Origin of the sequence: Clostridium sp. AWRP (genome assembly GCF_004006395.2) — a bacterium.
GTDB lineage: Bacteria > Bacillota > Clostridia > Clostridiales > Clostridiaceae > Clostridium_B.
Window position 1 is genome coordinate 3,163,371 of the sequence record NZ_CP029758.2, and the last position, 22,641, is coordinate 3,186,011.

19 protein-coding genes and 1 pseudogene are annotated in these 22,641 nt (G+C 32.2%); 1 reads left to right on the forward strand and 19 read right to left on the reverse strand.

Annotated elements, in window-relative coordinates; all coding sequences use genetic code 11:
- Positions 1–112: 112 nt before the first annotated feature.
- The 19 genes and pseudogenes from DMR38_RS14510 to aroD form a co-directional block, all read right to left on the reverse strand.
- Positions 113–2,146 carry a methyl-accepting chemotaxis protein gene (locus DMR38_RS14510; RefSeq protein ID WP_127721974.1) on the reverse strand — a complete coding sequence of 678 codons (2,034 nt, stop codon included), beginning with the start codon at positions 2,144–2,146 and terminating at the stop codon, positions 113–115.
- 227 nt (positions 2,147–2,373) lie between these two features.
- A pseudogene (locus DMR38_RS14515) lies at positions 2,374–2,557 on the reverse strand (ATP-binding cassette domain-containing protein); the annotation flags it as partial.
- 107 nt (positions 2,558–2,664) lie between these two features.
- Positions 2,665–4,164, reverse strand: coding sequence for a cell wall-binding repeat-containing protein (locus tag DMR38_RS22340; protein WP_127721975.1), 1,500 nt, complete (start codon positions 4,162–4,164; stop codon positions 2,665–2,667).
- A 201-nt stretch (positions 4,165–4,365) separates the two neighbouring features.
- Positions 4,366–4,656, reverse strand: a complete 291-nt coding sequence (locus tag DMR38_RS14525) for a DUF503 domain-containing protein (protein WP_065079538.1) — start codon at positions 4,654–4,656, stop codon at positions 4,366–4,368.
- A 131-nt stretch (positions 4,657–4,787) separates the two neighbouring features.
- Complete coding sequence (locus DMR38_RS14530; protein ID WP_127721976.1) at positions 4,788–5,054, reverse strand: hypothetical protein; 267 nt, start codon at positions 5,052–5,054, stop codon at positions 4,788–4,790.
- 33 nt (positions 5,055–5,087) lie between these two features.
- Complete coding sequence (locus tag DMR38_RS14535) at positions 5,088–5,501, reverse strand: cytochrome b5 domain-containing protein (RefSeq protein WP_243124307.1); 414 nt, start codon at positions 5,499–5,501, stop codon at positions 5,088–5,090.
- Positions 5,502–5,966, reverse strand: coding sequence for a hydrogenase maturation protease (locus DMR38_RS14540; RefSeq protein ID WP_127721977.1), 465 nt, complete (start codon positions 5,964–5,966; stop codon positions 5,502–5,504). It lies immediately after the preceding gene.
- Positions 5,963–7,348: a nickel-dependent hydrogenase large subunit gene (locus DMR38_RS14545; protein WP_127721978.1), complete on the reverse strand. Its 1,386-nt coding sequence runs from the start codon at positions 7,346–7,348 to the stop codon at positions 5,963–5,965. The genes DMR38_RS14540 and DMR38_RS14545 overlap by 4 nt, the downstream gene beginning before the upstream one ends.
- 13 nt (positions 7,349–7,361) lie before the next feature.
- A complete protein-coding gene (locus tag DMR38_RS14550; RefSeq protein ID WP_127721979.1) occupies positions 7,362–8,243 on the reverse strand; it encodes a hydrogenase small subunit in 882 nt (293 codons plus the stop codon).
- A gap of 157 nt (positions 8,244–8,400) precedes the next feature.
- Positions 8,401–9,318 (reverse strand): alpha/beta hydrolase, encoded by a 918-nt coding sequence (locus DMR38_RS14555; RefSeq protein WP_127721980.1) that lies wholly within the window; start codon positions 9,316–9,318, stop codon positions 8,401–8,403.
- Positions 9,319–9,353: 35 nt separating this feature from the next.
- A complete protein-coding gene (locus DMR38_RS14560) occupies positions 9,354–10,313 on the reverse strand; it encodes an alpha/beta hydrolase (RefSeq protein WP_127721981.1) in 960 nt (319 codons plus the stop codon).
- A 116-nt stretch (positions 10,314–10,429) separates the two neighbouring features.
- The gene (locus tag DMR38_RS14565; protein WP_127721982.1) at positions 10,430–11,740 is read right to left on the reverse strand and encodes an MFS transporter; all 1,311 of its coding nucleotides are present in this window, start codon (positions 11,738–11,740) and stop codon (positions 10,430–10,432) included.
- A 344-nt stretch (positions 11,741–12,084) separates the two neighbouring features.
- Positions 12,085–13,284: an MFS transporter gene (locus DMR38_RS14570; RefSeq protein ID WP_127721983.1), complete on the reverse strand. Its 1,200-nt coding sequence runs from the start codon at positions 13,282–13,284 to the stop codon at positions 12,085–12,087.
- A 379-nt stretch (positions 13,285–13,663) separates the two neighbouring features.
- Positions 13,664–14,533: a shikimate dehydrogenase gene (gene aroE / locus DMR38_RS14580; RefSeq protein ID WP_127721984.1), complete on the reverse strand. Its 870-nt coding sequence runs from the start codon at positions 14,531–14,533 to the stop codon at positions 13,664–13,666.
- Between the two features lie 38 nt (positions 14,534–14,571).
- The gene (locus DMR38_RS14585) at positions 14,572–16,494 is read right to left on the reverse strand and encodes an FAD-dependent oxidoreductase (RefSeq protein WP_127721985.1); all 1,923 of its coding nucleotides are present in this window, start codon (positions 16,492–16,494) and stop codon (positions 14,572–14,574) included.
- A gap of 42 nt (positions 16,495–16,536) precedes the next feature.
- Positions 16,537–17,409 carry a sugar phosphate isomerase/epimerase gene (locus tag DMR38_RS14590; RefSeq protein WP_127721986.1) on the reverse strand — a complete coding sequence of 291 codons (873 nt, stop codon included), beginning with the start codon at positions 17,407–17,409 and terminating at the stop codon, positions 16,537–16,539.
- A 77-nt stretch (positions 17,410–17,486) separates the two neighbouring features.
- Entirely contained in the window at positions 17,487–19,484 is a 1,998-nt protein-coding gene (locus DMR38_RS14595; protein WP_127721987.1) for an FAD-dependent oxidoreductase, read from the reverse strand.
- 218 nt (positions 19,485–19,702) lie between these two features.
- The gene (locus DMR38_RS14600) at positions 19,703–20,578 is read right to left on the reverse strand and encodes a shikimate dehydrogenase (protein ID WP_127721988.1); all 876 of its coding nucleotides are present in this window, start codon (positions 20,576–20,578) and stop codon (positions 19,703–19,705) included.
- A gap of 42 nt (positions 20,579–20,620) precedes the next feature.
- Positions 20,621–21,388, reverse strand: coding sequence for a type I 3-dehydroquinate dehydratase (gene aroD, locus DMR38_RS14605; RefSeq protein WP_127721989.1), 768 nt, complete (start codon positions 21,386–21,388; stop codon positions 20,621–20,623).
- A 331-nt stretch (positions 21,389–21,719) separates the two neighbouring features.
- On the opposite strand from aroD, the gene DMR38_RS14610 reads away from it, so the two are divergent.
- A complete protein-coding gene (locus tag DMR38_RS14610; protein WP_127721990.1) occupies positions 21,720–22,631 on the forward strand; it encodes a LysR family transcriptional regulator in 912 nt (303 codons plus the stop codon).
- Positions 22,632–22,641 lie beyond the last annotated feature (10 nt).

Here is a 22,641-nt window from a genome sequence, read left to right on the forward strand (position 1 = left end):
TTAATTCCCCCTTTAGGATTTTGATAGATTTTTATTGAAGTACTTATTAGTTGTGTATTTAAATTTTGTGCAATTTTAAAATTAATACTCTATTGAATTAATAACAAAAAAGTTAAATTTTAAATTTGTTTATAATATTCTGCAGATTATCTGCACTCTTTTTATTATCTTCAGCAGTAGATTTTATATCACTTAATTTTTCATTTATACTACTTGCCTTACTAGCTATTTCAGTGACACCTCTAGCACCATCACTCACAGTATTAGCTACTTCTCCTATGGCATTAGTTATTCCTTCAATAGAAGAGCTTAGTTCTTCTGCTACAGCGCTAAAGTCAGTCATGAAATCGTTTACCATTTCAGCATCCTCATTATATTGGTTACCAGTTTTCACTAATTTAGCATAATCATTTAAAACAGTTTCATTAATAAAATTAAGAATTTTTGAAGAACTATTTGATAAATTTTCTACTGCTTCTGTAACTTTACCAACTACAATTTGAATATTACTAGCTGTTGTAGAAGATTCTTCAGCTAGTTTACGAACTTCTTCAGCTACTACAGCAAAGCCTTTACCAGCCTCACCAGCCCTAGCTGCTTCTATAGAAGCATTTAGCGCAAGTAAATTAGTTTGATCTGTTATTGAAAGTATATCAATGGAGAGGGAATTTATCTCTTCTATAGATTTAGACTTTTCAATAGCCTTTTCCAAATCACTTTTCACTACTGTATATATTTCATTAGTACTTTCATTCGATCTAACAGCATCATGTTTTAGATTTTCTGCTCTCTGTGCAATACTATTAGCATTAACTGAACCATCTGTAGCTTTTTTAGCCATAGAATTCACTGCCCCACTCATTTCATCAGAAGATGCTGAAACTTCCTCTACAGTAGCTGCATTTTGCTGCATACCTGCTGAAAGATTTTCACTTTCTGATGCAGTTTCTTGAGCATACCCTTTTAATTCAACAATTAAATTTTCAACCATAACCGCATTAGAACTTATTGTGCCTGAAGCTTCTTTCATATTTTCAACCATTTCCCTCAATACTTTTCTCATGTTTGCTATAGCACGAGACATTGTTCCAACTTCATCATTATATTTGTATAGTTTTTCAAAACTTTTATCATTTTTCAAATCTAATTTAGCTGTTCTATTTATAAGATCAACTATTTTTATAATAGGATTTGTAATTTTTAATGAAAATACATAACCTATTACTATTGCTATAATTGACAGCACCATTGCTATAAGTATTATAACATAAGTTGTAGCTCTTATATCTTTCAGCATATCTGACCTGTCAGCAGTTATTACTATAACCCAGTTTGTTTCAGGTATAACTGTATAACCTGCTATTTTATCCACTTTGTTAAAAACATATTTCACTAAACCTTCTTTTATACTTTCACCTCTATTTAATTTATCATATATAGTTTTAAGTTCATCAATATCTGGGTCTTTTCCTATTTTTTCTTTAACAGGATGGTAAATTATTTTACCTTTGTTATCCATCAAGAAACTGTAACTAGATGAAAAATCCCTCATTTTGACGCCCGTTAAATATTTTGAAAAACTATTTGCATATATGGCCATTCCAACATATCCCAAAATTTGATCATTTACTTTAATTGGATTTGTAAAAACTACTATAGGTTTGCTACTTATTTTTGATAGAACCATTTCACTTATAGAACTTTTACCTTCAAGTGTAGGCTTATTATAGGATCTATCACTTAAACTTTTACCTATGCCGCTTTTGTCACTATCTGAAATTATATTTCCTTTAGCATCTGCTAAAAATGCTTGCTCAAGATTTTTAGCTTCTTTTACATAGTCCTGTAAAGCTAAATTCATATCCTGTTGTTGTTTATTAAAATCTTCACTGTTCGGAGAATCTTTATTTACCTGTACTAAATTTTTAACTACATTTTTTTCTGAAAAAATTCTAGCTGCTAAAGCTTCTTTTTCTATTATTACACTTATGGTTTCTGAAGCGCTTCCAGCTATTCCTAGTATTTCACTATTAGTTTTCTGTTCCACTATGGTGCTAGTTCGATTGCTAACAAAGAAAGTTGTTATGACCATTAGAACAACAATAACAGCTGCTATTAGTACTGGTATTTTTCTTTTTATAGACATAATAATCCCCTTTCCTATTTGAATCTATTAATTCTATTTTCGTATATTTAAGTTTTAAATTTAATATGATTTAAATTTAAAACTTAAATATTTAAAATATTTTACAAAAATATTCTAGATAGAAAAAGAGAAGTTATATAAAAACACCTACAACTAAGTATTATCATACAACTTCTCTTAAATAAGATAAACTATAAAATATGTTCTGTGAAAATTATAAATTCTTAAATAACTTTTGGTTTCATAGCAAGTACACTTGCAAGTGCAATTCTCTTCTTTTGTCCACCACTTAAATTGTGAGGGCTTTTATCTTCATACCCTGACATTCCCACTGTTTTTAAAGTCCACTCTATAGTATCTTCTAGTTTTTCCATTAATGTCCATATTTAAAAGTCCATAAGCAATTTTCTTACAATATTTCTTTCATTTCAAGTATATGCCTTAATGACTTACAATTTGTAATTTGAAAAAACTATTTGAAGTATAAGTTATATTTTTTACTTAGAAACATCATGAATTTAGTTTTCATACATAAAATAAGCAATAGCATCTTTTAATACTGTAGCAAAATCCACATTTCTCTTATGATAAGCATTTCCTCCATACTCATTTCCCTGGTTATCACATATATAAGCATAATCATAACTTTTTGGATCACACCACTTCATAAAAGTATAGGTATGGCTTGGACCATTCGTTGTAAAGCATATATCTCCAGGTCGAAGTTGTGCTAAATCCTTACACTTAGTCCACCCTCTTTGTAAAAGCTGTGATGTAAGCCCCACAGTATTACATACCGACTCTGGCAAATCAGTAAGCCCTGATCTTCTCAAAGCTTCACTTTGAAAATATACACAGTTATTGCTTGTGTCACCACCGTGAAGTTCAATAGCTCTGTTTAAAACTGATTGTCTATGATCTTCATCGCTAAGATAATTATAAAGATTTTTCTGCAGCTCAGAATGGGAAGCAGAAGTATCTGTTGGTGTAGTTGGCTCAGGTGATGGGTCAACTGGTACTGGCTGCGGTTGTGGTGATGGTTGAGGATTGTCCGACATTTTGCTATTTGTCAAAGTTGCTACTACGTCTCCAGTTATACCAGCCTCACCTCCAAATACATATAACTTGCTAAAGCTTTTGTTCTCTATAAAACATTGTGTTACAGGAGCTATACTGCTTCCTACTAAAACTATCGGATTTGAATTTAATGCAGCCAAAGCTGATCCGCTTAGTGCATCTGCAAAGTCTTCTGAATAAGCCAGACAAATCGAACTAAAATCAAATTTATCAGAAAAAGCATTTATTATATTTATATTTCTTTCGTATTTATCGCTGCCAGAAATCCTCTTAACATTTGGAAATTTGGAAGACACATAATTACTTATTATGTCTTGTCCACCCAATACATAGGTTACTGGTATATTTTTATTTTCTACCAATTGACTTACTGAATCTGGTACTGAATCCTTTGGAACTAATATAATTGGCATTTGCAATTTTGCAGCTATAGAAGCTATAGAAAGTGCATCAGTATAATCACTATCTGTAGTTAAAATTATTCCATTAGATGTCCCTATTTGATTTGCCACTGATACAGAGGTCTCAGTTCTGTTAAGTCCAGAAAATCTTTCAGTTGATATATTCATCCCATGAAGCTCATCCTCAACTTCATTGCTTATAACTCCAGTGCCTCCTACAATAAAAACTTGTTTAACACTTAATCTCTTTATTTGCTCAATTGTAGTATTCTCTAATTTATCACTGCCATTTAAAAGTATTGGTGCATTATATTTTTTAGCTAAGGTTGACGCGCTTAAAGCATCTGGAAAGTTATATCCATTCACAATAACTGCATAGTTGGAATTCTTCCAACCCTGGTTTACTATTTGTGAACAGGTTTCATATCTATCTTGTCCACCTAATCTTATAGATTCCGGTGAAGCAGCACTAACTTTCACACCAAAAAATATAAATACAAACATAAAAACAGAAAGTAAACTAATTAATTTTTTTCTCATATGTACACCCCTTATTATTTAAGTAATTGGCTTCCACGCATACAAAATTTTGACTTAATATGAAAACTTTGTGAATCACACCTTGCAAGTTAAGAATTAATAACGAAAAATTAATAGTGAAAGATGATTTTTTGTAGTATAACGAAAAAAATCCACATTAACTATTAATTCTTCATTCTTAACTATTAATTAAATGCTGCCTCATATACCTTCAACATCTTCTTTTTGAATATCTATTATTTCTGCGTCAGTATTGTTTTCTACAAAAGTTATGATATTTTCCATTGTTGAATCTACTTGTGCAGAAGTTCCACATATTCCTGCAGCTCCTATAACTATCATTTGATGAACATCCTGTTCATCAACTTCTGCCACAGATACGTTAAACTTATTTTTTAACTTTTGAACTATGCTTTTTACTACCATTCTTTTTTCTTTTAATGAATGAACCCAGGACGCTCTCAAGGTAATTTTCATAAGCAATATTTTCATATGTTTCACCATCTTTTCATTATAAGTATAATTTGCTTTCTGTTTTCCTGTCAACTTTTGATTATAGAAATAGTTTTACAATAACACAAATAACCTTTTTAATTATGCCGTCCAAATCCATAATATCATTTCTACTTTTCATCTTCACATTGGTAACCTTCTATATTTTTAATTATTGCCATTTGATCAGGTAAATTTTCAATTTGAATTTTAACTTCTGTTAATTCATCAGTTATATCTTCATTATAGTTTCTTAAATAATCATAAAGATTAGATGTATTAACATGGCTGCAACTATTTACAGCTATAACTACCTTACTTATCTTTGAAATCTTATTTAAACTGCAGCATTCGTTTAAAGCTCTGGATATTTTACTCAACAAAATCATATCGTGCATTTATTATTTACCCCTTTTTTAACTAATTTATTATTAAATCCTTAGCCTTCCCACTTTAGGTAGGCCATTTAATATCTTTGTTTCTCCACTGTGACATGCGTTAAATTGTAAAGTTAAGTCTTTTCCAGCATACAGACCAAAATGCGTCCCTCCACCCCATACTGGAGACAAACTCACATCATACACTATTCCATTTACAGCAATATACGCCGGAAAACCACCGGCACCATTGTATTTCGAGAGTTCTTCCAAAGTAAATTGTTTTTCCTGTCTTACTATATCTTTGTTCATTACATTCATTAGTTTTTCTAATTCCCCTATTTGAATATTCGTAAGATGTCTATAATGACTTTTTATAAAAGGACACACAGCAAACATACTACTTTTCTTATAAAAAGTTATTTTTTGCCTAATTGTCTTCAGCTTTTTCATTAAATAGAAATCCAACTATTTTTCCTCCCCTGCTCTATCATTCAATCTCAGAAAAATATTTTTCAATACATCTTTTGAAATAGCCTTAAGCTTATTCTGTAAGTTATCACTAAGTCCCAATTTAAAGCTTATACTAGCTGCTTCAATTTCAATAATAAATCCAGTTAAGGATTTGTAATAAACTCCTATCAAATCTATGAAGCTATAGCTGTGCTGAGTATAATATTTCTTTTTACACTTATAATCTTGTAAGCTGGCAACTGTTATCGTACCTGGAACTTTTCCATTATAAGAAGCATCTATTATAAATATAAAATCACCATCTTTTACTTGGGAAATGCAATATTCAGCATCTGTTTCTCCAATTATAGATTCAATATGATTATGTGCAAGTTCCTCTTCTATATTTTCCAGAATCTTAATTCCAATGCCGTCGTCTTCCATTAATATATTCCCTAAAGCAATAACTTTTGCTTTCATACTATAACCTGTACATCTACTGGTTCATATTTATCACTTATCAAATGAGTTGCACAGGAAACACAAGGATCAAAGGATCTCATAATTCTCCCAACTTCTATAGGCTGTTTTATATTTTTTATTTTCGTTCCAACTAAAGATTTTTCTCCAATTCCAGGTGCACCTGATTGATTCCTTGGTCCCATATTCCACACTGTAGGAGTTATAATATTGTAATGCTTTATAAATTTATCTTCTATACTTATCCAGTGTCCTAAAGATCCTCTAGTTGTGTCAATTAATCCTTCACCAAATGCTTTATCTGGGATTTCATATACTCTTTGCTTTGATGGAATCAACTGAATCCTATCTGCAAGTCCTTGCATAATTTCTAAAATCTTTTTTGTTTCAAGTACTCTGGCAACATTTCTATCCATACAGGAACTTCCTCCAGTATACTCACCTGAAAGTATCAATCTTGCTAGAGGTCCTACTTCCATAGAATAGCCATCATAGGTTGGCGATTTTATAAAGCTGTAACCTGTTTCTTTAGATAAATTTATCGTTTCATCATCGCTTGTATACCAGGTGTGGAGTATGTTTTCCGTAATTTTATTACTATTGAAATTATACTTTCGTCCATTTATTAATACAGAAGGCCCTACATAACTTATCTCAGGATCAGCATACTTGTCAAAAATTCCATAAGTCATAAAGTTTCCATAAGCTCCTCCCATTTTAAAATAATCAGCATAGTATTTTGAAATTATATTCATGTCCTCTAACATAACACTACTTACAAATTTATTAATTTGAGAAATAATAGATTTAACTTTTGTGAGTTTATATGAATCTATATTTATGGTAACTCCTCCAACAAAAATTCCATGATTATGGGGAGCTTTTCCTCCAAGGGTAGCCAGCCCTTCATGGGCTAACCTGCTGTATTTAATACTTTCAATATAATCTCCACTTATCTTTTTATTTAGGTTATAAGGCAATCTATAATCTTCATATTGATCTGAAGAAAGAGGATTTACATCGGGCATCTTTACATAACTTGGTATGGTCAAATTATAAAAATGTCTTATATGATTTTGTATAAATTCAAAACCATGTATTAAATTACGCATATACGAATCATTTACACTAATTTTTATCTTCAAAGCATCTTCAAGAGCTACCGCAGCTGCAACAGCATGAGCTGTTGAACATATTCCACAAATTCTTTCTGTAAAATATACTGCATCCAGCGGCTCTCTGTTCTTTAACATTTTTTCAAATCCTCTAAAAAGCAATCCACTAGTTTCAGCATCTACTATAATGTTTTTTTCTACTTGCACTTTAGTTTCCAAAAAACCGCTTATTCTCGTAATTGGATCAATTGTAATTTTCTTTTTCATAGCATCCTCCTTATTAGTACCTTACAAATGGCTCCATACCATCTGGAAATCTAGAATTTGCACATCCTATACAGTTAGTATTGTCTTCAACAGGCCAGTTCACGTATCCATTCCACTTTCTCCTAGGACAATCTGTTTTAGTTACAGGTCCCCTGCATCCAAGTTTAAACATGCATCCATTTTCTCCAAATTTCTTTGCAAAAATTCTGTTATCAAAAAATCCTCTTCTTGTACAACTATCATGAATGGTAATTCCATAAAAAAGAAGAGGTCTTCCTTCTTTATCCAATTGTGGTTTTCCAAAAGCAACCAAGTGTGCTAAAGTTCCAACTACCCAATCCGGATGGCATGGACAGCCTGGAAGTTTTATGACTTCACGATTTAGTATTTCTTTAACACTTTTGCTTTCTGAAGGGTTTGGCCTGGCAGCAGAAATTCCACCATAGGATGCACAAGTTCCTACACAAAGGACATACTTTGCTTTTTCTCCTGCCATTTTTACAGCTTCAAGTGCAGTAACAGGTTTTCCTTCATAATTTGCAACAATATTATAAAAACCATTTTGGGCAGTAGATACTGCTCCGTCTACTAATAGTATAAATTCAGTATTCAATGTATCTAAGAATTGTTTAAAAGCATACTCCCCTTCTGAAGTCATTAGAGTATTGTTGTATTTTAAATTAATGAGTTTTTCTAAAATATAATCGAGTCCAGGATTTTCACTATTTAAAAAAGAAATAATATTTCCTGAACATCCTGTTACTTCAAGCCATATAGCATTTAATTTTTTTGTCTTTCCCATTTCAATTAAATCTATAGCTTCTCTGGTAAAAGTCTTTGAACTATGTTCCTTATCTGCGATTAAAGGACATATAACCTTGTTTCGAGTATTCATTTACCTATCACACTGCCTTTTAATTTTCTATATTATTTATATAGTTAAAAAGCAATCAATATAACTTGTATTTACACAAAAAAATAAAACTACCTTATTATTTAAAGTAGTTTTATTTTTTAAATCATTCTAATATATTCTTCTTAAGCTTGTATACTTATAGCATATTAAATTCACGTCTAAGGGAATTATACATGCCCTCTCTTATCCACAATGTCAAATTAGCAGGTACCATATCAAAACCATGACAAACACGCGGCAAACTATACAATTCTGTAGGTACTGCAAATTCCATTAATCTTCTAGCATAATCTATACCTTCATCACGAAGTGGATCATATTCCAGCGTAACAACAAATGCAGCTGGCAAACCAGATAAATCTCTTGCTAAAGCAGGAACTGCATAATATGGAGGTTGAATTCCTTTAAATCCATGATCACCAAGATATAATTTCCATACATCAGATAAACCATTACCTTTAACCATAGGTACATCATCAAACATCTGCGCAGCTGACATTGTATTAGCTAAATAATCCACAGTAGGAAAATTTAAAATTTGCATACAAACTTTAGGGCCATTATGATCACGCAAATACAAGCATAATCCTGCTGCAATTGCGCCACCTGCACTCGTTCCAAATACTGCAATTCTTTCAGGATCTATACCAAATTCATCTGGATGGTCATGTGCATAAGTTAATGCAGCAAGACAATCCTTGAGTTGTGCAGGATAAGGATGTTTAGGCGCCAATCTGTAGTCTACTGAAATGACAGTACATGGAACATTATCTACAAATCCAACATCTCTAACATTATCATTATCTATATTTCCAGCTACAAATCCTCCTCCATGTATGCCTAAAATTAATGGAGCCTTAGAACTGCCCTTTTTTCTATAAACCCTTATTGGCACATCAGGTTCACCATCTATGCCAGGAACTTTTGAATCATATATTTCAATATCATCGGCTATATCACAATGCTTAAATGCTTCAATCAACTTGTTTGCCTCTTTTACATCAGATGGAAGATTTTCTAACACCTCGTATCCAGGATGTAATTTTACTCTCATTATATGTCACTCCTTAAATAATAACTTTCTAATATTTATTTAGTCATTGGTATCTTAGGAATTGGACCATATGTCCTATCTTTAACTCCCATAATATATTTATCCATAAACCTAATAACTTTGTACATATTTTCATCAGTTCTAAAGGCATCATCACCATGACCAGCCCCTTCAAGCAAATCAATATGTACATTTTCATCTCCACAAATCTTTATATACTTATTAAAGAACTCTATTGCTTGAAGATATGGCACTACTTTATCAGATGTACCCTGTTGAATTAACATTGGAGGCATATTCTTTCTCATCTGATAAATTGGAGATGCTGAAATATATTTATCTTTGTTCTGTTCCATGCTGCATCCCATTAGACGGTCTGCAACACCATCATCTTGATATTTATAAGTTTCTCCTTCTCTAACAAGCTGTCTTTTATGATTTTCTGTATTAACAAAATCAAAAACTCCAAACCATGTTGCTACAGCTTGTACATCGCTAGAACATTCTGAATTACCCATTGATAGATCTTCATACTCAGGGCGTCCATTTGTGACCCCCAGCATCGCAGCAAGATGTCCTCCTGCTGAACTTCCTAACACTGCAATTTTATCTGTTTTTATATTATACTTATCTGCATTTGCTCTTAAAAACCTTACAGCTGCCTTACAATCATATATTTGTGAAGGCCACTTTGCATCACCACTTAATCTGTAATTGATAGTTGCAACAGCATATCCTTCAAAAGCTAACTGAATTGCTGACCTTGTATGCACATTTCTCTTATCTCCAAAGAACCATGCACCTCCATGAATATTAATAACTACTGGAAATGGACCTTCTCCTTTATTTGGAATAATTATATCCATTTTCTGATGTTTACTTTCATTGGCATATGGAACATCTAAGTAAGTTTTTTTAAAAACCTTTTCTACATCCAACATTATTAATGCCTCATTTGATACTTCCACACCAATTCCATCATTATTAGTCAACATAACAATCTCCTCCTAATTGTAGTAATATTTTTATTGTATAAATATTACAGAATATAATCACCGCTTAATAATTAAAGTTTGACAATAGATTACAAACGTTATCATAAGCTTTATACTTATTTAGATTCTGAAGAACCTGCTACCATATTTTTAGGTAATATTAGAGTAGACAAGCCTCCTATTACAAGCATGGCTGTTAAAAAGTACATTCCAACACTTGATGAACCAGTTAATGTAATTAAATAACCTACTGCATATGGTCCAACAAATGATCCTAATCCCATAGCTGCAGCCATCAAACCTCTTGTTGGACCATCAAGTTCTTTTACCAGTACAAGAGATGGTATTGAATAATAACTTGGCATATGTCCTTGTACAAATATACTAACAAGACATAATAGTGCAATTTTAATTACTGGGTTTAACCCTAACGGTAAACTTGCTATTACCAAAGATGCAGCAAACATAATAAGTGGTAAACCTGTAGTAAGTCTCCTACTCTTTATCTTAGTTGCAAGATAAGTCCACAACCAAAGTCCGATTACCGTAAATATATTTGGTATTATGGATATAAAACCTACATTTAAAATATTAGTTTTCGTAATAGTTTTAATCATAGTCGGCATCCAAATTGTATATCCAAACTGGCCAATATTTACAGTAAAACCTACAATACATAAGCACCACACATATTTGTTACGCAGTAGAAGCCCTAAAGGCAACTTTTCACCTTTTACTTCAACATCCCCTGCTACTTTTTTAGCCTCTTCACGTTCTTGCTGTATAGTTGTTTCTATGTAATCTCTTTCTTCTTTACTCAACCATTTTGCCTGTTCAGGTCTATCAAATATAATAAATTGCCATAAAACAAAACCTACTAAACTTAATACACCAAGTATGATAAATAAATTTCTCCATCCATAAAATTGTATGAGAGTTCCTCCAATAGGTCCCATAGAAACTGCTGCTATTGAAATAGCTGTAAAATAAGTTGAATTTGCTCTATTTCGTTCTCCATGTTTATCTGGAAACCAAAATGTAAATATAGTAGTGATTGCTGGAGAAAATGCACCTTCAAAAAATCCAATAATAAATCTAACTACCACTAGCTGCCATCCATTTTGAACGAATGCAGTAAGTATAGTAAATACACTCCATCCAATAATACAAAATGAAACAAATTTTTTAACCTTTCCTTTTTGAGCCATCTGCCCCGCTGGTACAGAAAGAAACAATATGCCGATTGAAAAAACACCTGCTACTAAACCTGCCATTGTAGAATTTAATGCAAGCCCCTTCTGAAGACCTCCTGGCAGCGCTATACTTATAATATTTCGGTCTATAAAATAGAAAAAGGTTGTAATAAAGCATACTGGCATAATATACAGCCATCTTGCTCCAGGTATTTTTTTTGTTGAAGTTTCCATTAATATATTCCTCCTTTATAAAAAATTATTTAATTTAACTATTGATTTAACATAATTTTAAAATTAACATACAATTCCTATACCAATAACCATCATACTCACTTAACATCAAAACATTTCAAAAACCATGTAAACCACCTTTCTTTAGTTGCTTTTTTCTAAATTATTCGTGTCATATTATCGCATTGCTATTCCTCCATTCTTGATTAAATTTGTTTGAATTAATTTTAATTTTCGCAATTAAAGTTTCAAAAATTTTCAAACAATTATTTTTTTGAAATATATATGATTTAATTGCAGGTATTGTAATATCTGCAATTAAATTTATTTATTAAACTCTATTTCTATTGTTCTATTGCATGTTTTGCATATTGTCTATTTACAAATATTGCAAGTAAGACTCCTATAATAGTGATTACAGCATTGAATAATACAACATATCTTGACCCATTTGCACCGCCTGATTTTGTTATAACACTTGCAGCATTTAAAATAACATAGTTTGCTATACTAGATGCAATCATAACTATAGAAGTAATCTTACCTTTATTTGCTGGAAACATTGCATTTGCTGTAGATGTAACCAACTGAAGCACTCCACCTGCTGCTGTAAATCCAATTACAAATCCACCTATTAAACAAATAGTTGGTGTCTGTATAAAATATATAATTATAAGCATAATTGTAGAAATTAAAGGGTATAGAACAAGTACCCTAACTGGTTTAAGAAATCCTTTTACAAGAACTGCTGTTATTAATACAGCAAGCATTGATCCTACTGCATAGTATGATTGAATTTGTCCTGGGTTAGCAAGTCCATATAACTTTCCTAATTCTTGGTTACAATTTAACCATAACTGGAATGTAGAAGTGCATGTAAAACCTATACAAATTAATGCAATACTAGTCACTGTAAATTTCATCTTTTCTTCTTTAGGTTTACCCTTGGCATTATTATTCATTGGTGGGAAAGGCATAGTTGCAATCAAAATACCATCTATAACAAGTAAAATAGCTGTTACAATAAAGATTGTTTTATACGACATATGGCTTGCTGAAACAAAACCTATCCCAAACGGAAGCAAAAGTTGTCCTAATGATATAGAAAACTTTGTAAACATGTTAGCAACGTCACCTGAATTTACAAAAATTTCCAGGCAAGATGGAGTGATACATGTATCTAAAAATGAATTAGCTGCTCCACCGATTAGTGCAAATATATATGCAACATACATATTTGGTGCTATTATAATACCTATAAAATATAAGATATAAAAAACTATACCTATTAATCCAGAGACTCTTCTTCCAAGCTTGTCCGAAACAGGTCCAGCAAAAGGATATCCAATAAGACGTCCTAATCCAAGTGCAGCAATAACAGCAAGTACTACACTTACATCAAAAGTACCATTAGCTAATGTTTTTGCACCCCATACACCCGCAAAGCTTTGTTTGTACTGTCCTAAAATTGAAACTCCAATACCATGTATAAAATAGGCTAAATATAATGCCAAAGCCGTCGGATAATATTTTTTATTATTCATTTCCTTACTCCTTTCACTCTCTCAAGAAAACGTTATTTTTTAATGTATCCATCTATTTAATGCATATAACAGAGTCCTTGGCATCAGATGAAGTTTTAACTCCATCTGATGCTTATTAACAGGACTCTAAGTGCTTCATCACTTAGAAGGCGTTATCCTTTAGGAGAAATCGTTATCCAGGGACGTAGCCGCTCTTTACTCCCATTTGAAGAAGAAGTGGGATTATTAGTGCGGGTAGTCATCGGATAAATTTATCATCTTTGTAATTTTTACTTTATTGTTAATTTCTTAACCTTTTACCCTCAATAGTCGGGTTGGACACAAAATCCAACCCAATTTAAAATATTTACAATAAAATTTAAGTACATACCTTAAAAAACTATTTAAAATATAATTCTTCAACTTCCTTAGCTGGCATTTCTAACCCAGTATATAATTTAAAAGATTCTGCTCCTTGCCATAACAACATTTTTGTACCCTCTATTATCTTACAGCCAGCAGCTTCAGCATCTTTTAAAAACTTTGTTTTCCTGGGATTATATACTGTATCTGATACAACTAAACCTTTTCTAAAAATTTTAGTATCTTTTATTGGAGACTCATCTTTATGTGGGTACATTCCTACTTTTGTTGCATTTACCAAAATATCTGAAGATGAAATCTTTTCTCTAAGTTTTTGTCTATCTGCTAAATCAAATACCTCTACGATACATTCCGGCACTTCTTTTTTTATCTTCTCAATAGTTTTTTCAGCTCTTGTATAAAAGTCATCTTTTATGTTAAATATTGAAATTCTCCTAGCTCCATCTAATGCAGACTGCACTTGAATGGCTGTTGCAGCGCCACCTGCACCTATAATAGTTATACTTTTATCTTTTACATCTACACCTTGTTCTTTTAAACTGCGAACAAGCCCAACACCATCTGTGATGTGACCAGTTAACTTTCCATTATTATTGATTATAGTATTTACTGCTCCAACTATACGCGCGGCAGGAGATAATTCATCCATATATTTAATTACTTCATTTTTACATGGCATTGTAACATTTGATCCTTTTATATTTAATGTTCTAATAGCTGAAATAGCATCAGGAACTTTTTCTAGAGAAATATCGAAAGCTAAATAGGCAGAATCTATTCCCAACTTTTGAAAACTGTAGTTATACATAGCAGGAGATCCTAAATGACCTACCGGCGTCCCTATTAAGCTGTATAATGATGTCGTTCCTGAAATTCTTTTTTCCATAAATATAAGCCTCCTAAAACTGTTTCAACATTTTATTATCATATTTTAAGTGCTGCATCTAATGCTTCTCTTGTTGCATCTATTGCTCTACGTGCTCTTGTTGCATCACCAACAACATAAGTTTCTTTTACAACTTTTTTAACTTCTTCACTTAATGGATCATAGTTATGTGATCCCATAGCAAGGACAACGGAGTCAAATCCTTCTAACTTGTATTCATTATTATCTGCTAGTGTGTACGAAACTCCACCTTTAAAAAACTTTGCAACTTTAGCTCCAGTAACAGTCCTAATTTTATATTTATCAAAGTCCTTCATTAAAAATTTACGATGCTCTGAAATTACATCAGCTCCAACTTCATCACGAAGCTCAATAACAGTAACCTCGTGGCCTAATTCAGCTAAGAAATCAGCAACTTCACATCCAACCATTCCACCACCTACAACAAGAACATTTTTGCCACAGGAATCTTTTCCGTCAAGAAGGTTAACTGCATGAATTAATCCAGATTCATTAATTCCTGGTATAGGTAATATAAGTGGTGTTGCTCCAGTAGCTAGAATTACTGCATCCGGTTCCTCTTCAGTTATAAGTTCAGGGGTTACTTTTGTATTTAAACAAACTTTTACACCATACTTTTTACATTTAGTAATATAACTGCGTATTAAATTTGTAATATCGCCTTTTCCAGGAGGATAAGCTGCTAAACGCATTTGTCCACCAAGTGTATCAGTTGCTTCAAATAATGTTACATCATGTCCTCTCTTAGCAGATATCCATGCTGCAAGCATACCGCCAACTCCACCGCCCACAACTACTACTTTTTTGCTAGTATCTACTTTCTTAAGTTCAGCTTCTCTTCCAAGCAGCGGATTAACAAGACAAGTTATTGGCTTTCCTTGATACATGTTACAAACACATCCTTGAAGGCAAGCAATACATGGACTTAATTCATCCAAACATCCAGCTGCAGCTTTATTAGGTGTATCTGGATCAGCTAAACTCTGACGTCCAAATGCTACCAAGTCACATCTTCCCTCACGAACTAATAATTCTGCAAAATATGGTTCTGTAAAGCGTCCTACAGCAATAACAGGAATATTTACTGCTTTTTTAATTTCCGTAACTAATTCAGCATTAAATCCTCCATGTACAAGCGTAGGTGCCCACATATACTCATCATGAAGATGTACCGCACGTGAAACATTGATAGCATCTGATCCACATTCCTCTAAATAAGCAGCAACTGCTGCACTGTCGTGAACATCTAGCCCTCCATCCATTTCATCTGATCCATTTATACGACAAATAATTGCCATAGAATGTCCAACTTTTTTAAGTATATTTTCAATAATAAGACGAGGTAGCCTCATTCTATTTTCAAAACATCCACCAAACTCATCCACACGCTTGTTTGTTCTTGGAGAAATAAAACTACTAACCAAATAGCCATGTGCACAGTGTACTTCAACTGCATCAGCTCCTGCTTTTTTTGCACGTACTGCTGCATCTCCATATACCTCTATTAATTCATAAATTTCTTTGTTTGTCATAGCTATAGGTATATCACGACCTACTGCTGCTGGAATTGCAGAGGCAGCTTTTAAAGGATACCCAGCAGCTTCTGCATTTCCTTCAGCTCCAGCATGTTGAAGTTGAATGGATATTTTTGAACCAGCCTCATGACATGCATCTATAACACGTTTAAAGCTTTCTACAGTACTATCATCATATAAGCAAGGTTTACGAATTCCTCCCTTAGCTTTCTTATCAACAACAGTAGCCTCAAAAGTAATTAATCCAAAACCGCCGCGAGCACGAGCACTATAATATGCCAAAGATTTGTCACTCATAGACCCATCGGTATTTGCAAAATTATTTCCCATAGGCGAAACTACAAAACGATTTGGAACTGTCATAGGACCAATTTTTATTGGTGTAAACATAGATTTAAATATCATAAAATAAATCATCCTTTCACTTTTTAAGATTGATTGCACTTACTATTTTGTCTTTGGAGAAACCTCTGGCCAAGCTTTGTCAAGCACTTTTTTAGCATTGTCATATGTAAATTTAGCTGCCTCAGCAACACCTTTTGATAAAATAGCATCGCTTATTACTTCAACACCAATACATACAGGTTTGATTCCCTTTTCTTTGATCATACGAACAAAACCTTCTGTTGCATTAATTCCAGTACCTGGTGCGAGTCTGTCATGCATTGATTCATCTCTTAATATGGATTTTGCATAAGGTCTTTCATAAACATCATTAATCTGTATAGATACAATCTTATCAGCTGGAATGCCTTCTAATAATTTAATATCATTTTCTTGATTTGCTCTTACCCAATGCCATGTATCCAAGATAAGTTTGGCATTATCGCAGCCAGCGCCTTTAACTACTTCCCAACCTTTTTTGATATCTGGAATACCACTGTATGGCATAGGCTCAACACCAATAATATATTTGCCTGCTCTTTGACATAATTCTCTTAACTTCTGTGCAGTATGTTCTACACTATAAGTTTCCATTAAACCAATGTTTATATGTTGAACTCCAAATAATTCACACATATGGAAACATATTTGCTCTTTGTATTTTTGTTCATAAGAACGATTATCTTCAGCCCAAAGTGTAATATATTCAACTTCAGTAACTTTCATATCATATTTTTTAAGAATATCAAGAATATCAGCGTCGAACAAACCTTCGTTTAATGCATCTACATATGTTTCGGCACGAAGACCTATTCCATCATAACCTGCTTCTTTTGCAGCTTTAACTCTTTCTTCAAATTTACATTGATCTCCTAATGTCCATGAACTTACTGTGATTGGCGGCTTACAAGTACTTTTCTTGCATTCATTAGTCATGATACATTCCTCTTTCCATCAAAAATTTTGTTATTAAATATGCTTAATTATCATAAAACCTTTACAACAAACGAAAATTACAGTACACCTATTTTTTCTAATGCGAGAATAACATCTCTTCCTTCTCTAACGCCATCAATTATTTTTCTTGCTCTAACACTATCACCTATATTTACTATTTCAACATCCTTTTCTCCGAAGTACTCTTGAATTTCTTTTAATCCCTCAATTTGTGATCTCATTCCAAGACATACGAAACCATAATCAAAATTCATCGTTACTTCTTTTTCATCTTTTTTAACCTTGAAGTTATCTTCATTTACTTCCACAAGAGCTGTACTTGTATTTACATCAACATTATATTTTTTCAGCATTTCTTTTACAGCTGATTTTGATACTACATCTAAATCTTTGCCAAGCATAGGAAGCATTTCAACTATTGAAGTCTTTGCTTTTCTTTCTGAGAAAAATTCTATAACATCTAAGCCTACAGCTCCACCACCTATAACAACCACTTTTTTACCTGTAAGATCCATTTTTTCAAATTCATTAATTTTACTAAATATACCAAAAATTGAATCTACTTTTCCTCCTTCTTTACCTATATTTTCTTCAAGTCCTTTTATTGGAGGAAGTAATGGTTTTGATCCAGTTGCATTTACTATTAAATCCGGATTAAGATTTTCTATTTTCTTAATATCAGCTCTGGTATTTGTAAATATTGTTAGGTTATTTAAGTTTTCAGCTCTTTTTATTAGATAACTAGGAAAATAAGCTATTCTGTACTTAGCTGGGAATTTTGATATTTCTCTTGCAAGTCCACCTACATATGCTTTCTTTTCAAATAAAAATGTGGTACATCCTAATTCTGCTGCTGTACAAGCTGCTTCAAGTCCAGCAGTTCCACCGCCTATAACAACTACATTAGTTTGTTTTGTAACTTTTCTTTTTTTATAAGCATCTTCATATATAATATCTGGGTTAACTGTACATCTTATTGGCTTGTTTAAACCTATTCTATGTCCTGCACATCCAACATTACATGATATACACTTTCTAAGCATGTCTTCTTCTCCATTTTTAACTTTTAATACCCATTTAGGTTCAGCAATTAATCCACGACCTATTGCTATTAAATCTGCTTCTCCATCAGCTAATATTTTTTCAGCTACTTTTGGATCTCTTATATTTCCTACTGTTATTGTTGGTTTATGGAACTTATCTCTTACAGCTTTAGACATATATGAACGCCATCCATCTTTAAGATCTGCCTTGTCTATCTGATATTGTATTGAATCATTTAAAGCTGCAGATACATCAAATATATCAACTTCATCATTTAAGTATTCTAATATTTCTAATGTATCTTCTAGAGTATTACCACCCTCTAAAAATTCATCTGCACTAAATCTCAATAATATTGGAAATTTAGGGCCTACTGCTTTTCTCACACTATCAATTACCATTCTTCCAAATCTTGTCCTATTTTCAACGCTCCCTCCAAATTCATCAGTACGTTTATTATAGAGAGGAGATAAAAATTGACTTATCAAATATGAGTGACCTGCATGTATTTCTACTGCATCAAAACCGGCTATTTGAACTCTCTTTGCTGCATCAGCATATTTTTGGACTATATCTAGTATTTCATGTTTTTCAAGTGGTCTTGGAACAGCTCCTCCAGTTTTAGAAGGTATATTTGAAGAAGAAACCGGCTGGCAACCTATTCTAGATGGAACTGCTGATGCACCTGAATGGTTGATTTGTACTGCAACATTTGCACCATATCTGTGTAATCTTTCAGTTAATTTATACAGTCCAGGCATATAACTATCCTGATCTATTCTAAGTTGTGTGGTTCCATTTGAACCTAGTGGAAAATCAACAGCTACGTTCTCTATAATTATTAATCCAGTTCCACCTTTAGCTCTTTGCTCATAATATTTAATATGTTCTTCATTGATTTCTCCATCTTCTGCTGCATAATTTGTACCCATTGGCGGCATAACTATTCTATTTTTTACTATCATATTTTTTACTTTTAGTGAACTAAAAATATTTTTATATTTTGTCATTTTCTATTCCTCCATTTTCATATATTCTACCTTGCTCATAACAAATATGATAAAAGTATATGCTACAAAAAATTTGATGCTCTCAAGTGCATACGAAAAAACATATTCAGTTAAAATACAGAATTTTCCGAAATTTATCTTTAAAAAAACAACATAGCAAGGGTAAGGAGCTTAAAGCTCAATACCTCTCGCAAAAATACTAAAATACAATCCCTATTTTAATATTCAATGTCCAATACTTTCTTCATATGTTCAATAGGCATATCTTTTCCCGTCCACAATTTGAAAGCTGCTGCTCCCTGGAACAACATCATTCCTAGTCCATTCATTATCTTCTTACATCCTACTTCCTTTGCCATTTTTAGAAGTACTGTTTCTCTTGGTGCATAAACAGTATCTGTCACAATTAAATCTGGCCTCAAAAAGCTTTTGTCTGGAATATATGTCTTACCCTCTAAAGGTTTCATTCCTACTCCTGTTGCATTAGCAAACAAGTAGCTATCTGCTATTTCTTCCTTTAATTTATCAAGATCAGCCAAATCATATAATTTAGCTTTGCATTTAGTTCTTTCATTTATATCTTTTACTGTCTTCTTAGCTCTTTCAAAAAATTTGTCCTTATTATTGAATATTGATATCTCTGCTACTCCATCTAGTGCCGCTTGTACTTGAATTGCTGTAGCAGCTCCACCAGCACCTACTATTGTCATTTTCTTTCCTATTACATCTATATCATTATCCTTTAATGATTGCATATATCCAATACCATCTGTAACATGTCCAGTTAAAACGCCATTATCATTTACAATTGTATTTACTGACCCACAAAGTTCTGCTGCCTCTGACAATTTATCTAGATATTTATGTACTACTGTTTTATTGGGCATTGATACATTTGCTCCTCGTACTTTCATTGCTCTAAAACCCTTTATAGTATCTTCAAGTTCTTCATTTCCAACTTCAAATGCAAGATAAGCATAGTCAAGTCCTAATTTTGCAAATGCTTCATTATGCATTGCTGGTGAACTTGAATGTCTTATGGGATATGCAATCAATCCTATAAGTTCTGTATGTCCTGTAATTCTTTCTGTCATAGTAACCTCTCCCATTCGTATTTTATTTTTACTTATAGTCTACTATTTAGTTGATGTTATAAGTCTAAGTAATTTATCTAATTCATTTGCTTGTAATTGTCCTGGTGCTGATGCTGCTTTAGCTGAACCAAAAGTAAGTGCTGAACCAAAAGTTTCACCTGCTAAACGGCTTATAACTCCAAGAGGTCCCATTGACATAGTAATAACTGGAGTTTGGTCGTGATCACGTCTCATTTCATTAGTTGCACTTAAAAGTTCAAGTACATCATCAGGAGTTGAAGGCATAACTGCTATCTTGGGTATATCTGCTCCCAGTTGCTGCATCTTACACAGTCTAGATACTATTTCTTGCTTTGATGGAGTCTTATGAAAATCGTGATTTGACATAATTACCTTTACTCCATTTTCATGTGCTGTATCAACAATTTCTTTTACTATTTTCCTATCACCAATGAATAATTCAACATCAATTAAATCTGCATTCTTAGTTGATGCAATTGCCTTATTGAGTTCAACATAATATTCTGGAGTAATTTCCTTTTCTCCACCTTCTTTTGCAGTTCTAAAAGTTACCAGTAGTGGAATATCACCTAATTGAACTCTAAGCTTAGTTAAAATTTCTTTTACCTTTTCAATATCTTCTACATCCTTGTAGTAATCAATTCTCCATTCCACAAGATCAAGGCTGATTGCCTTTAAGTATTTAACATCATCTATTAACTCTTCATTAGTTCTTCCCATAAAAGGTACTGCAATTTTAGGAATTCCTTCCCCTAATTTTACATTTTTAACTTTTACTATACTTTTCATATTTTCATTCCTTCCGATTTTATAGTAATCGTTATCGCAACTCATAAAAAAATTGAATGCCAATCTTTTTTATTTTTTAACTAAATTTATCTGATAACAGCAGCTACGCCCCTAGATAATTCAATAAAAGTACATTTCTATATTAAAATCTTTCTCAACTTATAAACATATTATTACCTTTAATGACATAATAGTTATTTTTTTAACATTTCTTAATTACATTATAATTCATTATCTTCCATAATTCTAATACATATTTTTATGATTATTGATAGCTTTTCTCTATGAATTATGGTATATTATTTTTAATGTATATTGGAGGGAATATTATATGAATTTAAATCAACTATATTATTTTAGAACTGTTGCAAAGCTTGAACACTTTAGAAAAGCAGCATCTGAACTAAATATTTCTCAGCCAAGTTTAAGTAATTCAATGACGAATTTAGAATCAGAACTTGGTCTTTGTTTATTTGAAAAGCAAGGTAGAAATGTCACACTAACAAAATATGGTCGTATATTTTTAAAAGATGTAGAAAGAATTCTCGATGAATTGGAAAATGCTAAAAAAAAGATGAAGCAGTTAGCCAGTGGTGATGCAGGACATGTTGACATTGCATATATTTCTCCCTTAGCACATCAGTACATTCCAAATACAGTACGTAACTTTTTAGATTTAGAAGAGAATAAAAATGTTACTTTTACATTCAACCAAGGATTTACAAATGAACTTATTAAAGGCTTAAAAAGTGATAAATATGACCTGATTTTTTCATCTTATTCAGAAGAGGAACCAGATATAACCTTTGTGCCAATTATTGAACAAGAACTATTTGTTATAGTTCCACTAAACCACCCTCTTGGAAAATTTAATAATATTGATCTTGTTGATATCAAACCTTATCCTTTAGTGGGATATGACAAAGATTCTGGTCTTGGAAAATTTATTTCTAACTTACTGAAGAGTATAAATATAAAACCCAAAATAATTTGTGAAGCTGCAGATGAATATGCAATTACTGCTCTAGTTTCTGCAAACTTTGGTATATCTATCATAGCAGAAGCACCTGCACTAAAACATGCAAAAGTAAAGAAACTAACAATCACTAATCCCAAATACTCTAGGAAAATTTACCTTGCTTATAAGAAAAATAGGATTTTTCCTCCTGCTGTTCATAACTTTATTTCATACATCAAAAAGAAAAGTATCATTGAAGGCATGAAGCTTTATTCTGAATCGTAAAAAAGATTGC

Excerpts from the sequence above, each read along its gene's own strand:
- DMR38_RS14510 (WP_127721974.1), bottom strand. The coding sequence starts at position 2,146 with ATGTCTATAAAAAGAAAAATACCAGTACTAATAGCAGCTGTTATTGTT.
- DMR38_RS22340 (WP_127721975.1), bottom strand. The coding sequence starts at position 4,164 with ATGAGAAAAAAATTAATTAGTTTACTTTCTGTTTTTATGTTTGTATTT.
- DMR38_RS14525 (WP_065079538.1), bottom strand. The coding sequence starts at position 4,656 with ATGAAAATATTGCTTATGAAAATTACCTTGAGAGCGTCCTGGGTTCAT.
- DMR38_RS14530 (WP_127721976.1), bottom strand. The coding sequence starts at position 5,054 with ATGCACGATATGATTTTGTTGAGTAAAATATCCAGAGCTTTAAACGAA.
- DMR38_RS14540 (WP_127721977.1), bottom strand. The coding sequence starts at position 5,966 with ATGAAAGCAAAAGTTATTGCTTTAGGGAATATATTAATGGAAGACGAC.
- DMR38_RS14545 (WP_127721978.1), bottom strand. The coding sequence starts at position 7,348 with ATGAAAAAGAAAATTACAATTGATCCAATTACGAGAATAAGCGGTTTT.
- DMR38_RS14550 (WP_127721979.1), bottom strand. The coding sequence starts at position 8,243 with ATGAATACTCGAAACAAGGTTATATGTCCTTTAATCGCAGATAAGGAA.
- DMR38_RS14555 (WP_127721980.1), bottom strand. The coding sequence starts at position 9,318 with ATGAGAGTAAAATTACATCCTGGATACGAGGTGTTAGAAAATCTTCCA.
- DMR38_RS14560 (WP_127721981.1), bottom strand. The coding sequence starts at position 10,313 with ATGTTGACTAATAATGATGGAATTGGTGTGGAAGTATCAAATGAGGCA.
- DMR38_RS14565 (WP_127721982.1), bottom strand. The coding sequence starts at position 11,740 with ATGGAAACTTCAACAAAAAAAATACCTGGAGCAAGATGGCTGTATATT.
- DMR38_RS14570 (WP_127721983.1), bottom strand. The coding sequence starts at position 13,284 with ATGAATAATAAAAAATATTATCCGACGGCTTTGGCATTATATTTAGCC.
- aroE (WP_127721984.1), bottom strand. The coding sequence starts at position 14,533 with ATGGAAAAAAGAATTTCAGGAACGACATCATTATACAGCTTAATAGGG.
- DMR38_RS14585 (WP_127721985.1), bottom strand. The coding sequence starts at position 16,494 with ATGATATTTAAATCTATGTTTACACCAATAAAAATTGGTCCTATGACA.
- DMR38_RS14590 (WP_127721986.1), bottom strand. The coding sequence starts at position 17,409 with ATGACTAATGAATGCAAGAAAAGTACTTGTAAGCCGCCAATCACAGTA.
- DMR38_RS14595 (WP_127721987.1), bottom strand. The coding sequence starts at position 19,484 with ATGACAAAATATAAAAATATTTTTAGTTCACTAAAAGTAAAAAATATG.
- DMR38_RS14600 (WP_127721988.1), bottom strand. The coding sequence starts at position 20,578 with ATGACAGAAAGAATTACAGGACATACAGAACTTATAGGATTGATTGCA.
- aroD (WP_127721989.1), bottom strand. The coding sequence starts at position 21,388 with ATGAAAAGTATAGTAAAAGTTAAAAATGTAAAATTAGGGGAAGGAATT.
- DMR38_RS14610 (WP_127721990.1), top strand. The coding sequence starts at position 21,720 with ATGAATTTAAATCAACTATATTATTTTAGAACTGTTGCAAAGCTTGAA.